The organism is Streptomyces sp. NPDC024698 (assembly GCF_055559015.1).
Genome location: NZ_JBVHLK010000005.1, coordinates 264,423 through 276,945, shown reverse-complemented (window position 1 = coordinate 276,945; position 12,523 = coordinate 264,423). Strand labels below are relative to the sequence as shown.

11 protein-coding genes are annotated in these 12,523 nt (G+C 72.8%); 4 read left to right on the top strand and 7 right to left on the bottom strand.

Annotated elements, in window-relative coordinates; genetic code table 11:
* Nucleotides 1–125: 125 nt before the first annotated feature.
* On the bottom strand, nt 126–1,544 hold the full coding sequence (locus ACZ4AA_RS14615; protein ID WP_467600986.1) for an FAD-dependent oxidoreductase: 1,419 nt from the start codon (nt 1,542–1,544) through the stop codon (nt 126–128).
* Nucleotides 1,545–1,571: 27 nt separating this feature from the next.
* Nucleotides 1,572–2,594: a DUF4349 domain-containing protein gene (locus ACZ4AA_RS14610; protein WP_467600983.1), complete on the bottom strand. Its 1,023-nt coding sequence runs from the start codon at nt 2,592–2,594 to the stop codon at nt 1,572–1,574.
* Between the two features lie 194 nt (nt 2,595–2,788).
* Here ACZ4AA_RS14610 and hemG point away from each other — a divergent pair, with 194 nt between their 5' ends.
* Both hemG and hemQ read left to right on the top strand, forming a co-directional pair.
* Nucleotides 2,789–4,243, top strand: coding sequence for a protoporphyrinogen oxidase (gene hemG / locus ACZ4AA_RS14605; RefSeq protein ID WP_467600981.1), 1,455 nt, complete (start codon nt 2,789–2,791; stop codon nt 4,241–4,243).
* A 4-nt stretch (nt 4,244–4,247) separates the two neighbouring features.
* The gene (gene hemQ / locus ACZ4AA_RS14600) at nt 4,248–4,979 is read left to right on the top strand and encodes a hydrogen peroxide-dependent heme synthase (protein WP_467600979.1); all 732 of its coding nucleotides are present in this window, start codon (nt 4,248–4,250) and stop codon (nt 4,977–4,979) included.
* A 115-nt stretch (nt 4,980–5,094) separates the two neighbouring features.
* Here hemQ and ACZ4AA_RS14595 read toward each other — a convergent pair whose 3' ends face one another.
* The 3 genes from ACZ4AA_RS14595 to ACZ4AA_RS14585 all read right to left on the bottom strand — a co-directional run bounded on the left by ACZ4AA_RS14595 (nt 5,095) and on the right by ACZ4AA_RS14585 (nt 9,157).
* Nucleotides 5,095–6,708, bottom strand: a complete 1,614-nt coding sequence (locus tag ACZ4AA_RS14595) for an alpha/beta hydrolase (RefSeq protein WP_467600977.1) — start codon at nt 6,706–6,708, stop codon at nt 5,095–5,097.
* A gap of 154 nt (nt 6,709–6,862) precedes the next feature.
* Complete coding sequence (locus ACZ4AA_RS14590; protein ID WP_467600974.1) at nt 6,863–7,636, bottom strand: TIGR04222 domain-containing membrane protein; 774 nt, start codon at nt 7,634–7,636, stop codon at nt 6,863–6,865.
* A gap of 144 nt (nt 7,637–7,780) precedes the next feature.
* Nucleotides 7,781–9,157 carry an MbnB/TglH/ChrH family RiPP precursor modification enzyme gene (locus ACZ4AA_RS14585; protein ID WP_467600972.1) on the bottom strand — a complete coding sequence of 459 codons (1,377 nt, stop codon included), beginning with the start codon at nt 9,155–9,157 and terminating at the stop codon, nt 7,781–7,783.
* A 315-nt stretch (nt 9,158–9,472) separates the two neighbouring features.
* Between ACZ4AA_RS14585 and ACZ4AA_RS14580 the strand changes: the two genes are divergently transcribed.
* Nucleotides 9,473–10,300 (top strand): SAM-dependent methyltransferase, encoded by an 828-nt coding sequence (locus ACZ4AA_RS14580; protein WP_467600970.1) that lies wholly within the window; start codon nt 9,473–9,475, stop codon nt 10,298–10,300.
* Nucleotides 10,301–10,309: 9 nt separating this feature from the next.
* Here ACZ4AA_RS14580 and ACZ4AA_RS14575 read toward each other — a convergent pair whose 3' ends face one another.
* Nucleotides 10,310–11,233, bottom strand: coding sequence for a helix-turn-helix domain-containing protein (locus ACZ4AA_RS14575; RefSeq protein WP_467600968.1), 924 nt, complete (start codon nt 11,231–11,233; stop codon nt 10,310–10,312).
* 129 nt (nt 11,234–11,362) lie between these two features.
* Nucleotides 11,363–11,593 carry a DUF397 domain-containing protein gene (locus tag ACZ4AA_RS14570; protein ID WP_467600966.1) on the bottom strand — a complete coding sequence of 77 codons (231 nt, stop codon included), beginning with the start codon at nt 11,591–11,593 and terminating at the stop codon, nt 11,363–11,365.
* Nucleotides 11,594–11,884: 291 nt separating this feature from the next.
* On the opposite strand from ACZ4AA_RS14570, the gene ACZ4AA_RS14565 reads away from it, so the two are divergent.
* Nucleotides 11,885–12,358, top strand: a complete 474-nt coding sequence (locus ACZ4AA_RS14565) for a hypothetical protein (RefSeq protein ID WP_467600964.1) — start codon at nt 11,885–11,887, stop codon at nt 12,356–12,358.
* Nucleotides 12,359–12,523 lie beyond the last annotated feature (165 nt).

Sequence of the window (12,523 nt, the reverse complement as noted above, 5' to 3'; positions counted from 1 at the left end):
GCGGCTCCCGCCTCACGCGGCTCCCGCCTCACGCGGCTCCCGCCTCACGCGGCTCCCGCCTCACGCGGCTCCCGCCTCACGCGGCTCCCGCCTCACGCGGCTCCCGCCTCACCCAGTCCCGCCCGTCACCTGGCTCCCTCGCGCACCTTCGTCACCGCCTTGCGCGCCGCCACCAGGACGGGGTCCCAGACCGGGGAGAACGGCGGCGCGTAGCCGAGGTCCAGCATCGTCATCTGTTCCACCGTCATGCCCGTGGTCAGCGCCACCGCCGCGATGTCCACGCGCTTCGCCGCGCCCTCCCGGCCGACGATCTGCACGCCGAGCAGCCGTCCCGTGCGGTGCTCCGCGAGCATCTTGACCGTCATGAGGGCGGCGTTCGGGTAGTAGCCCGCGCGGCTCGTCGACTCGATCGTGACGGTCTCGAACCTGAGGCCCGCCCGGCGCGCGTCCTTCTCGCGCAGTCCGGTGCGGGCGATCTCCAGATCGCAGACCTTGCTCACCGCGGTGCCGACGACCCCGGGGAACGTGGCGTATCCGCCGCCCACGTTGGAGCCGATCACCTGGCCGTGCTTGTTCGCGTGGGTGCCCAGCGCGATGTGCCGCTCGCGCCCCGAGACCAGGTCGAGCACCTCGACGCAGTCCCCGCCCGCCCAGATGTCCTCGTGCCCGCGCACCCGCATCGACAGATCGGTGAGCAGCCCGCCGTGCTCGCCGAGCGGCAGCCCGGCCGCGCGGGCGAGCGACGTCTCGGGGCGGACGCCGATGCCGAGCACCACCACGTCCGCCGGGTAGGTGGCGTCCTCGGTGGTGACCGCGCGGACCCGGCCGTCGTCACCCGTGAGGAACCCCGTGACCTCGGTGCCGCCGACCATGGTGATCCCGAGGCCCTCCATCGCCGTGTGCACCAGGCGGCCCATGTCCGGGTCGAGCGTGGACATGGGTTCACCGCCCCGGTTGAGGACCGTCACCTCGTAGCCGCGGTTGATGAGCGCCTCGGCCATCTCCACGCCGATGTAGCCCGCCCCGACGACCACCGCCCGGCGGCCCTCGGTCGCCGCCAGCGAGTCGAGCAGGGCCTGCCCGTCGTCCAGCGTCTGCACGCCGTGCACACCCGGCGCGTCCACACCCGGCAGCTCGGGGCGTACCGGCCGCGCACCGGTCGCGATCACCAGCCTGTCGTACGACGTCCACGCCTCCGCCCCGGTCTCGAGGTCCCGCGAACGCACCCGGGAGCCCGCGACATCGATCTCCGTGACCTCCGTACGCATCCGCAGGTCGATGGAGCGCTCGCGGTGCTCCTCGGGGGTCCGCGCGATCAGCCGGTCGCGCTCGGGGACGTCGCCGCCCACCCAGTACGGGATCCCGCACGCCGAGTACGACGTGAAGTGGCCCCGCTCGAACGCCACGATCTCCAACTGCTCCGGACCGCGCAGCCGGCGCGCCTGTGACGCGGCGGACATGCCCGCCGCGTCACCCCCGATCACGACCAGCCGCTCCCGTGCCCCGCCCGCATGGCCCGTACCGCTCGTACCGCTCATACTCATGCGAACACGCTACGGGGGCACGGCACTTCAGTCCTCCTCGCCGCCTCCCGCCGCCGGGGCCGTGGTCCCCGAAGCCGGGCCGGAAACCGGGGGGAGAGCCGGTCCCGAGGCCGGCGCCGGGTCCTGGCGGCGCCGCAGCCGCGGGCTCACCCCGCGTATCCACGCCAGGGCGATCAGACCGAGCACCACCGCGAAGGGGAGCACCGCCCCGACCGCCAGGGCCAGCCAGCGCACCACCGTGACCAGCACGTTCCAGCCGCCCGAGAGCGCGTCAAGGAAGCCCGGGTCCGCCTCCTTCGTCCCGGCCTTCTTCACCGGGGTCTCGGACAGGGTGAGCGTGATCGTGGCCAGGCTCGTACGGTCCTTCAGCGACGCCTGCTGCGCGAGCAGCGCCTCCAGATCGGACTCCCGGCTGCTCAACTCCCCTTCCAGCGCCACCACATCACTGAGCTTGGTCGCCCGGTCCATCAGTTCGCGGACCCGGGCCACACTCACCCGCTGCGACTTCACGCGGCTGTCCACGTCCACGACCTGGTCGGTGACGTCCTGCGCCTTGGCCGTCCGCGCGACGACCTTCCCGGCGCCCTCCAGACCGGCGAGCACCTGGTCGTACCGCTCGGAGGGCACCCGCAGGACCACCCGCGTGCGCGCGTGGTCGTGCCCGTCCCGGGTGGTGGTCTCGTCGCCGACGTAGCCGCCCGCGTTCTCGGCGGCCGTACGGGCGTCGTCCAGTGCCGCGGGAACGTCCTTGACCACGACGGTCAGCGAGGCGGTGCGGATGATGCTGTTCACGGTCGCCCTGGGCGGGGCGGCCCTCTTGCGGCCGTCGGCCGCGGCGCTGCCGGCCGCCCCCGAGTCCGCGCGTTCCGCGGGAGCGGCCTTCGCGTCCCCGGCGCCCCCCGCGAGCGACTTGTCGCCCGAACTGCCCGAGCCGCCGGCGCCGCATCCCGTCAGCGCGAGCGCGGTGACGAGGAACATCCCCGCCAGGACCCGGGCCGGGCGGCCGGGTCGTACCGGGGCGGCGGAGAAGCCGGACGGGACAGGTGACATGGACCGGACCGGACGTCCGGGACCGTGTGTGCGCATATGGGTCTACCCCCCAGGGTGGTGACGACTGACGGTTCTTCGACGCCGGAGGGGTGCGGGACGTTGGCGGGTTCCGGTCCCGATGCGGTCACGGTCGGGACTCGAAGAGGCCGCATGGCCCCGGCGGGAGGGTTCGTGCCGTCTGAGAGGGTGGAGCCATGAGCGCATCGGACACGGACACGCGGCACGTCGTCGTCATCGGGGCAGGCATCGCCGGACTGGCCGCCGCTCACCGATTGCTCGGGCGCGGCGCGCGCGTGACCGTCGTCGAGGCCTCGGACCGGGTCGGCGGCAAGCTCCTTCCCGGAGAGATCGCCGGTGTCCGGGTCGACCTGGGCGCGGAGTCCGTGCTGGCGCGCCGCCCGGAGGCGGTGGACCTGGCGCGCGCGGTGGGTCTGAGCGACCGGCTGCGGCCGCCGGCCACCGCGACGGCCTCGATCTGGACCCGGGGTGCGTTGCGCCCGATGCCCAAGGGCCATGTGATGGGCGTACCGGGCACCGCCGCCGCCCTCGCCGGTGTCCTGTCGGACGAGGGACTCGCCCGCATCGAGCGCGACGCCGAGCTGCCCCGCACGGAGGTCGGCGACGACGTGGCCGTCGGGGAGTACGTGGCGGCCCGCCTCGGCCGTGAGGTCGTCGACCGTCTGGTCGAGCCGCTCCTGGGCGGCGTCTACGCGGGCGACGCCTACCGCATCTCGATGCGCTCCGCCGTCCCGCAGCTCTTCCAGGCCGTGCGGTCCCACGACTCGCTGACGGAGGCGGTCCGGGAGATCCAGGCCAAGGCGGCCGCGAGCGGGCAGACCGGGCCCGTCTTCATGGGCATCGAGGGCGGTGTCGGCCGGCTGCCGCTCGCCGTGGCGCGTTCGGTCACGGACCGCGGCGGCGAGATCCTGACCGGCACCCCGGTGACGGAACTGCGCCGGACCGCGGCGGCCGGCTGGCAGGTGGTCGCCGGTGAGCGCGTCCTGCACGCCGACGCGGTGGTCGTCGCCGTCCCCGCCCCGGCCGCGGCCGCGCTGCTGGGCGCCGAATCGCCCGCGGCCGCCGCCGCACTGCGCACGGTCGAGTACGCCTCCATGGCCCTGGTCACCCTCGCCTACCGCCGTTCCGGCATCCGGCTCCCCGAGGGAAGCGGCTTCCTGGTGCCGCCCGTCGACGGCCGTACGATCAAGGCGTCGACCTTCGCCTCCCGCAAATGGGGCTGGATCGCCGACGAGGACCCCGACGTGCTGGTGCTGCGCACCTCCGTGGGGCGCTACGGCGAGACGGAGATCCTGGAGCGGGACGACGCCCATCTCGTCGACGTCTCCCGGCGCGACCTGCGCGAGGCCACCGGCCTGGACGCCGAGCCGCTGGAGACCCGCGTCACCCGTTGGGACGACGGCCTGCCGCAGTACCCGGTCGGCCATCACGCGCGCGTGGCCCGCATCCGCGAGGAGGTCGCCAAGCTCCCGGGCCTCGCGGTGTGCGGAGCGCAGTACGACGGCGTCGGCATCCCGGCCTGCGTCGCGAGCGCGTACGCCGCCGTGGACCAGCTGGGCGGCGACCCGCGTGGTGTCGAGGAGCTCAGCGCCGACCCGGTGCAGAGCCTGCACGGCGGCGCGGGAGAATAGCCCCATGAGTGACGACGCCCCCTCCACCGAGTCCGCCAGGGTCCCGAACAAGGGCAAGCTGGCCAAGGACCTGAACGAGGCCATCCGCTACACCCTGTGGTCGGTCTTCAAGCTGAAGGACGTGCTCCCCGAGGACCGCACCGGCTACGCCGACGAGGTCCAGGAACTGTTCGACCAGCTCGCCGCCAAGGACGTGACGATCCGCGGCACCTACGACGTCTCGGGTCTGCGCGCCGACGCCGACGTCATGATCTGGTGGCACGCGGAGACCAGCGACCAGCTCCAGGAGGCGTACAACCTCTTCCGCCGTACGAAGCTGGGCCGCGCCCTGGAGCCGGTCTGGTCGAACATGGCGCTGCACCGGCCCGCCGAGTTCAACCGCTCGCACATCCCGGCGTTCCTCGCCGACGAGACGCCCCGCGACTACGTCAGCGTCTACCCCTTCGTGCGCTCCTACGACTGGTACCTGCTGGCCGACGAGGACCGCCGCCGGATGCTCGCCGACCACGGCAAGATGGCTCGCGGCTACCCCGACGTCCGCGCGAACACCGTCGCCTCGTTCTCGCTCGGCGACTACGAGTGGATCCTCGCCTTCGAGGCCGACGAGCTCCACCGCATCGTCGACCTGATGCGCCATCTGCGTGCCTCCGAGGCACGGATGCACGTCCGCGAGGAGGTCCCGTTCTACACCGGCCGCCGCAAGGACGTCGCCGACCTGGTCGCCGGTCTCGCCTGACGGTCGCACACCGCGCCCGGCGCCTCGCCGGGCGCTCCCTGGCAGGTCGCCGGCGCACCCGGCACCGAGGCGGGCGCCCCTTCGAGGGGCGCCCGCCTCGCCCGTACCGGCTCCGTCAGGCCCCTCGCCGCGCCGCCCTCGTGGACGCCGGCGGCACCGGCTCCCGGTGCGGCGCGCAGGCCGCGTTCCGCTCGGGCAGCCTGCCCTGAAGGAGGTAGGCGTCCAGGTAGCCGTTGACGCACTTGTTGGGCCCGCCCGCGATCCCATGGGTGCCCGCGCCGTTCTCGGTCACCAGCACCGAGCCCCACAGCCGCCGCTGGAGCTCCTCGGCACCCTCGTAAGGGGTCGCCGCGTCCCGCTCGGCGGCCAGGATCAGCGTCGGCGGTAGCTCTCCGGGCAGCGTCCTGACGTCGAGCGGCTTCTGCCGGGGCGCGGACCAGTACGCGCACGGCAGGTTCATCCACACGTTGTCCCAGGTCTCGAACGGGGCGACCCGCGCGAGACGGGTGTTGTCGCGGTCCCAGACGTGCCAGTCGGTCGGCCAGGGCGCGTCGTTGCACTCCACGGCTGTGTAGACCGCGCTGCCGTTCTCCTGCTCGGCGGCCGCCTCCGGATGCGGTCCCGCCACCTGGATCAGCGGCTTCGGGTCACCCTTCAGATAGGCGGACAGCGCCAGCGCGCGCTGCGGCCAGTAGTCGTCGTAGTACCCGGCCTGGAGGAACGCGCCCTGGAGCTGGGCGGGCCCCACCGTGCCGCCCGCGGGCGAGGCGGCGAGCCGGGCCCGCGCCTTCTCGTAGGAGTGCCGCACCTCCTCGGCGGTGCGGCCCAGCCCGTACACCTTGTCGTGCCGCGCGATCCACGCGCGGAAGTCCGCCCAGCGGACCTCGAACGCGGCCGACTGGTCGAGGTTGTTCTCGTACCAGACCTTCTCGGGGTCCGGGTTCACCGCCGAGTCGAAGACCATCCGGCGTACGTGCGAGGGGAACAGCGTCGCGTACAGCGAACCGAAGTACGTTCCGTACGAGGCGCCCATGAAGGTCAGCTTCCGCTCACCGAGCGCGGCGCGCAGCACGTCCAGGTCACGGGCGTTGTTGAGCGAGGTGTAGTGGCGCAGGGCGGAGCCCGAACGCCGGGCGCAGCCGCGGGCGTACGCCTTGGCCTCCGCGATCCGCGCCTTCTTGTACGACTCGGAGGGGGCGGTCGGGGACTGGAGGTGCGGTTTCGGCGGGTGCCCGGGGTCCCGGCAGGACAGCGGCGCCGACCGGTCGACGCCGCGCGGGGCGTAGCCCACGAGGTCGTAGGCGGCTCCGATCCGCTTCCACTCGGGCAGGAAGCCGATCAGCGGGAAGAACATGCCGGAGGCGCCGGGACCGCCGGGGTTGTAGACGAGCGCGCCCTGGCGCGGCACCTTGCGCTTCGCGTTGAGCGGGTCCTTCCCGGTGGCACGGACGCGGCTGACGGTCAGCCGGATCCGTTTGCCGTCGGGGAGCGCGTAGTCGAGCGGCACCGTGACCGTGCCGCACCGCACGTTCGACGGGAGGTGTTCCTCCTTGGCGCACGGGCCGAAGCGGATGCCCGCGGCGGCGGCGCGCCCGGCGGCGACGGCGGTGCCGTGCGTCTCGGCGGTCAGCACCGGGTCGGGCCAGGCCGGGGCGCCGCCTGCCGGAGCGGCGACCAGGCCGGTCAGGAGCAAGGCCCCTGCGGTTCCGTGGAGGACGGCAGCTCTCATCGCGAATCCCTTCAGCGCGCGGCAGCGACAGAAGGATGCTTCGTTCGGCGGAGGGCGAAGTAAAGGACCGCCCGCCGGTGTCGGCCCCAATGACCCCGATGCGCCCCCGAGGGCGCCGTCCGCCGCCCGGTGAGCCCCCCTGCCTCCGCCGTTGCTACGCGGTGCCGCGGTCGCGGTGGGCCAGGGCCGCCCGCAGTTCCGGTTCGCCGACGGCACGGATGCCGCGTACGGCGACGGAGGTGAGATACGTACGGTCGTCGCCGGAGACGTCGGAGTGCCGGGCCAGGGTGCCGAGCAGCCGCTGCCCGGCCGGGGAGGCCCAGCGGGTGCAGGGGTGCACCTCGATCCGGGCGATGGCGAGACAGCTCACCGTCAGAATGAGCGGGAGCAGGAACCAGACGGCCACCGGGACGCCGCTGCCCGGGGCCTGACCCGGCAGCAGGACGGCCACGGTGCCCAGCGCGAGGACCGCGGCCGCGGCGGCCTGGACCTGGCGGACGGCGCCCGCGACGGTGGTGCGGTCCCCGTCGGGGACGGCGAGACCCGCCGCGACCAGGCGGTCCGCGAGACGGCGTACCGAGTCGGCGGTGGCCGTGGCCGCCCGCACCGGCGCTATCCGGGACTGGCCCTCGGGCCCGATGGCTCCGATGACCGAGCGTTCCATGTCGTCGCGGCCGCGCGGGTCGACGACCGTGGCCCAGCCGGTGTGCGCCAGCAGCAGACGGCGCTGACGGGCCATCGACACCAGGGTCAGATCGGCCACCCGGGCCGGACCGCCGGACAGGAACGCGGCCTCGTACAGCGTGAGATCGTGCCCGCGCCCGGCGTCGGTGTCGAGCGAGGCGGCGCGCAGCGCGGCCAGACACAGCCGGATGCACGAGACACCGGCCACCGGCCAGGCAAGGAGCAGGAGAAGGACCCAGAACATGGCGTTTTTCTATGCGATGGGCGGGGCGGACGCCATGCTCCACCCACTATGTGGGACGGAGCCGTTGCCGGTATGTGATGTTCCGCATCGGAGCCTCGCGTCGAGGCGCCGCGCGCGGGATGTTCCCGAGGTCCCGTCGTACCGTCAGCGGCGCAGCAGGGCCCGGCGGGTGGCGCGGGCCAGCCGGGCCACGGGACGTCCGGAGAGCGGGGCCGGGCCCGAGCGTTCGAGCCACCAGTCGCGCAGCCGCCGTGTCCCGCTGTCCTCGGGGAGCCCCGCGAGCAGCAGGTGGGCGGCGAAGTCCAGGGCGTCGCGACGGTAGCCGCCGGTCATCGGACGCCGCTGCGCGTACGCGAGGAACGCCGGCCGGTAGCGGTCGCCGAGGATCTCCGGCAGTTCCGGGGCCACCTTCGCCACGACGTCCGCCCGCTTGGCCGCGAGGGCGCGCGACTGCACCCCGAGGCGGACGCGGTCGAAGCCCTCGGGCGCGGGCGTCCCGGCGACGAGCGCGGACAGCAGCGCGGCCTGCGCCAGTGCCACCCGCTGACGGGAGGCGTCGTCCGGGCCGGCGTGCGGACCCGCCTCGACGGGCTCGCCCAGCGCCGCCTCGGGACCCTCGGGCACCGGGGACCGCGGCACGATGATCACGGGAGCGGCCGGAGCCTCGCCGCCCCGCCCCAGGGGCCCCGTCGCCCTGTCCAGCGTCCCCCGGATCGCGGTCAACTCCCCCTCCAGTTCGGCCGGTTCGGGGAAGTTCTCGTCACGTTCCAGCAGGACGCCCGGCGGGGTCACCCGGGACGCGAGGTCGGCGAGGATGTCGAGCACGGGCCGCGCGACGGGGTGGGCGTGGCTGTCGTGCCACACGCCGTCCCGCTCGAAGCCCCCGGCGACATGGACGTAGGCGATGGCCTCGACGGGCAGTTCGTCGAGTGCCTTGGCGGGGTCCTCGCCGCGGTTGACGTGGTTGGTGTGGAGGTTGGCCACGTCGATGAGCAGCCGTACGCCGGTGCGGTCGGCCAGTTCGTAGAGGAACTGTCCCTCCGTCATCTCCTCGCCGGGCCAGGAGATCAGCGCGGCGATGTTCTCCACGGCGAGGGGGACGGGCAGCGCCGCCTGGGCGGCGCGGACGTTCTCGCACAGGACGCGCAGCGCGTCCCGGGTGCGGGGCACCGGCAGCAGGTGCCCGGCCTCCAGAAGCGGGGACGCGGTGAGCGGTCCGCCCGCCCGGACGAACGCGATGTGCTCCGTGACGAGCGGCGACCCCAGCGCCTCGGCGCGTTCGGCGAGCGCGGCCAGCCGTGCCTCGTCGGGCCGGTCGGCCCCGCCGAGACCCAGGGAGACGCCGTGCGGCACCACCGTGACACCCCGCGCGCGCAGCCGCAGCAGCGACTCGGGGAGATGCCCGGGGCAGACGTTCTCCGCCACGGCCTCGACCCAGTCGACGCCGGGCATGTTCTCCACGGCCTCGGCGATCTCCGGCCGCCACCCGATGCCCGTACCCAGCCGTCCCGATTCCCGCATGTCCCCTCCTCCGTCACGCCCGAGGCGTGCCTGCCTCACGTCGCTCCCCACGACGGCCGGAGCACCGGCGTGAGCAGGTGATGGCCCCGGGGACCGGGACCGAACCCACCGGGGCGGACCTTCAGAGGAACATTTGAGGTTCCGGCCGGGCCCGCCGATCGGCCGTTTCGCGCCACCTCGCCGGACGAGCGGCCGCAACTTGGCCCGAAACCCCCGCCGCGTCCCTCGTTCGGGGCTGGCAACGTCAACTTCCGCTTCCCTAAGATGGATTGCCGGTCGGGCCGGTCAGCCGGCCGAGACGGATCTGGGGGAACGATGCAGCCTGGCGAGCAGCTGTCCACGTCGATCGATGCCACGGTGCCCACGGCCGCGCGCATGTACGACCACTATCTCGGCGGCAAGGACAACTACGCCGCCGACCGGGCGGCCTGCGAGGAGCTGGACAAGGTCGTCCCCAGCACCCGCGCGCTCGCCCTGAACAACCGCCGGTTCCTCCAGCGGGTGGTCCGCACGCTGGCGGACGGATACGGGATCAGGCAGTTCCTCGACCACGGATCGGGCCTGCCCACGCAGGACAACGTCCACCAGGTCGCCCAGGCGGTCGACGAGGCCTCCCGGGTGGTCTATGTCGACAGCGACCCGATGGTGCTGGTGCACGGCCGCGCCCTGCTGGACCAGAACGAGCGGACCGCCGTCATCCACGCCGACCTGCGGCAGACGGAGGAGATCTTCGCCCACGCCGACACCCGGCGGCTGATCGACCTCTCGCAGCCGGTGGCCGTGCTGTTCAACTCGGTCTTCCACTGCATCCCGGACAGCGAGACCGACGGCCCCCTCCCGGTGATCCGCCGCGTGGCCGAACGGCTCGCGCCCGGAAGCTTCCTGGTGATGTGCCAGCTGGTCAGCGAGGACGCCGCGGTCCGCGACTTCGTCACCGGCTTCATGGACAAGGCGACGCAGGGGCACTGGGGCCGGGTCCGCCAGGAGAAGGACGTGGAGGCGTTCTTCGACGGCATGGACATCCTCGAACCCGGGCTGGTCGAGGTGTCCACCTGGCGCCCGGACAGCGACGTCGTGCCGCGCCAGCTCACCCAGGAGTGGATCGAGTACGGCGGGGTCGGCCGGATCCGGCCCAGGGGCTGACCGAACCGCTCAACGGGACGCGCTGTAGCGCTGCTCCACCGTGGAGCGCAGCAGTGCCAGGGACGCGCGCGGGCTGAGGGCCTCGTCGGCGAGGCGGTCCAGGACCACGCGGTACTCCTCCGTCTCGTCCCGGTCCTCAAGGAAGTTGGCGCTCCTGATGTGCTCCAGATAGACGATGTCGGGCAGTTCGACGCCGCCGAAGCGCAGATAGGTGACGGGGATCGCCGGTGCCGAGGCGTTGGTGACGTCCAACGGCACGATCTGCACGACCACATGGGGACGCTGCGCCATCGCGATCAGGTGTTCGAGCTGGGCGCGCATCACCTCACGGCTGCCCAGGACACGCAGCAGCACGGACTCGTCGACGACGGCCCACAGATGCGGGGGATCCGCCCGGTCCAGCAGTTCCCGCCGGCGCATGCGCAGCTCCACCCGGCGCTGCACCTCGCCCGCGGGCGCCGTCGGCAGCCCGCGTTCCACCACGGCCCGGGTGTAGTCGGGAGTCTGCAACAGACCGGGAACGTACTGGATCTCGAAGGTGCGGATGGTGGTGGCCGCCTCCTGGAGTCCGACCAGCCGGTCGAACCACTCGGGCATCAGCCGCTTGTCGTAGCGCTGCCACCATCCCGGCTCGCCCGCGCGCTTGAGCAGTCGGAGCAGGACCGAGACCTCGTACTCCTCGGTGCCGTACAGGCCGAGCAGGGCACGGACATCGGCCTCCGTGGGCGGCCTGCGGCCCTTGCCCGCCTCTATGCGCGACAGTTTCGCCCCGCTGAACCCCAGGGAACGCGCCGCCTGTTCCTGGGAGAGACCGGAGTCCTCGCGCGCGCCGGCCAGCTGAACGCCGACCAGCATCTTCAGCAGAGTGGGAGCGGGCTCCTCCCGGCTCAGATACGGTTCGAGACGGGAGGTGCGGGGTGACTCGACGGACATCCTGACTCCCTGACGACCGGCAGAAGGCAGCCAAAATTATCGCACTGCTCCGCACTCTGTCGCAGCGGGAGACAGAAGTGGACAACTATCCTTCCGGTTCAACGGAGTTCGGAGCCGCGAAGGACCCGCTCAGAGCAGGTGGTCGAACTCCCCGTCCTTCGCCCCGGCCAGGAACGCGGCCACTTCCGCCGGGGTGTAGACGAGGGCGGGACCGTCGGGGTCACGGGAGTTGCGCACCGCTATGCCCCCGTCGTCCAGGGAGGCCACCTCGACGCAGTTGCCCTCGGCATTGCTGTGCCTGCTCTTGATCCAGGAGGCGCCCAGCGAACTGGCCCGCACTCCGTTCGGCACTGATGGCACCAACGCACTCTCCTTGCTGACGTTCCACCAGGTGCGCGCCGGGCCGTCCGCCCGGTCGCGGGTTCCGGCCGGACCTCACGTGACCCATGACTCTCTCCGGCTTCGTGCAATTTCTCGTGCAATTGCACGAAGACGCTGTCAGCGTGGATAATAGCCGTGGCGTCAACCTCGTTACCAGAGGCCTGTGCTGACGTCGCTTCAGCCGCTCCCGCGAGGAGCGTGATCGTCCGGGAGGGGCTGGTGGCCCGCCCGCGCACCTGTCACTGTCCGACGCCTTCGGAGGGAGCGGAAATGGCAACACCACTCAGGAACCTGGCACGCGTCTCATGGCACGAGATCAAGGACTCCAAGGGATCGGCGGAAGCCATCCCCTTCCTGCTCGACACGGTCGCCCGGGGTGACGCCGAGACGGCCAGGGCGGCGCTCCAGGACCTGAGGGAACGAATCTGCCAGTTCGGATTCGTGGTGGAGCAGGCGACCGCCGCGACCGTCCCCTTCCTGTGGGAACTCGCCGAACTCCCGCAGGTCACCTGCCGTGTCCAGATAATCCAGCTGCTGCGGGACATCGCGGAGGCCCGGCAGTGGGAACGCACGGCCGCCGCCTACCCCAAGCTCCTCAACCGCCGTGAGAACTGGGTGGGCTGGGAGCGCGAGGCCCGCCAGGCCGTACGCGCCCAGCGCGGCAGCCTCCAGCATCTGCTCGCCGAGCCGGACACCGAACTCGTCCGCGTCACCGCGGAACTCGCGACCACCCTGGCCGACTGAGACCGGTCGTGGCCGACTGAGACCGGTCGTCAGCCCGCCGCGTCCGCGGTGTGCTCCGGCAGGGCGCCGACGCGGTGATGTCCCTCGACGGCGACCGTCAGTCCGGGGGGCGATCCCCCTGACCCTCGACAAAGGTCCTGCACCGACTTGGCTTGACTGGACCCC

What these genes read in the sequence shown, in the direction of transcription:
- ACZ4AA_RS14615 (WP_467600986.1), bottom strand. Translation starts at nt 1,544, where the DNA reads ATGAGTATGAGCGGTACGAGCGGTACGGGCCATGCGGGCGGGGCACGG.
- ACZ4AA_RS14610 (WP_467600983.1), bottom strand. Translation starts at nt 2,594, where the DNA reads ATGTCACCTGTCCCGTCCGGCTTCTCCGCCGCCCCGGTACGACCCGGC.
- hemG (WP_467600981.1), top strand. Translation starts at nt 2,789, where the DNA reads ATGAGCGCATCGGACACGGACACGCGGCACGTCGTCGTCATCGGGGCA.
- ACZ4AA_RS14585 (WP_467600972.1), bottom strand. Translation starts at nt 9,157, where the DNA reads ATGCGGGAATCGGGACGGCTGGGTACGGGCATCGGGTGGCGGCCGGAG.
- ACZ4AA_RS14590 (WP_467600974.1), bottom strand. Translation starts at nt 7,636, where the DNA reads ATGTTCTGGGTCCTTCTCCTGCTCCTTGCCTGGCCGGTGGCCGGTGTC.
- ACZ4AA_RS14565 (WP_467600964.1), top strand. Translation starts at nt 11,885, where the DNA reads ATGGCAACACCACTCAGGAACCTGGCACGCGTCTCATGGCACGAGATC.
- hemQ (WP_467600979.1), top strand. Translation starts at nt 4,248, where the DNA reads ATGAGTGACGACGCCCCCTCCACCGAGTCCGCCAGGGTCCCGAACAAG.
- ACZ4AA_RS14580 (WP_467600970.1), top strand. Translation starts at nt 9,473, where the DNA reads ATGCAGCCTGGCGAGCAGCTGTCCACGTCGATCGATGCCACGGTGCCC.
- ACZ4AA_RS14595 (WP_467600977.1), bottom strand. Translation starts at nt 6,708, where the DNA reads ATGAGAGCTGCCGTCCTCCACGGAACCGCAGGGGCCTTGCTCCTGACC.
- ACZ4AA_RS14575 (WP_467600968.1), bottom strand. Translation starts at nt 11,233, where the DNA reads ATGTCCGTCGAGTCACCCCGCACCTCCCGTCTCGAACCGTATCTGAGC.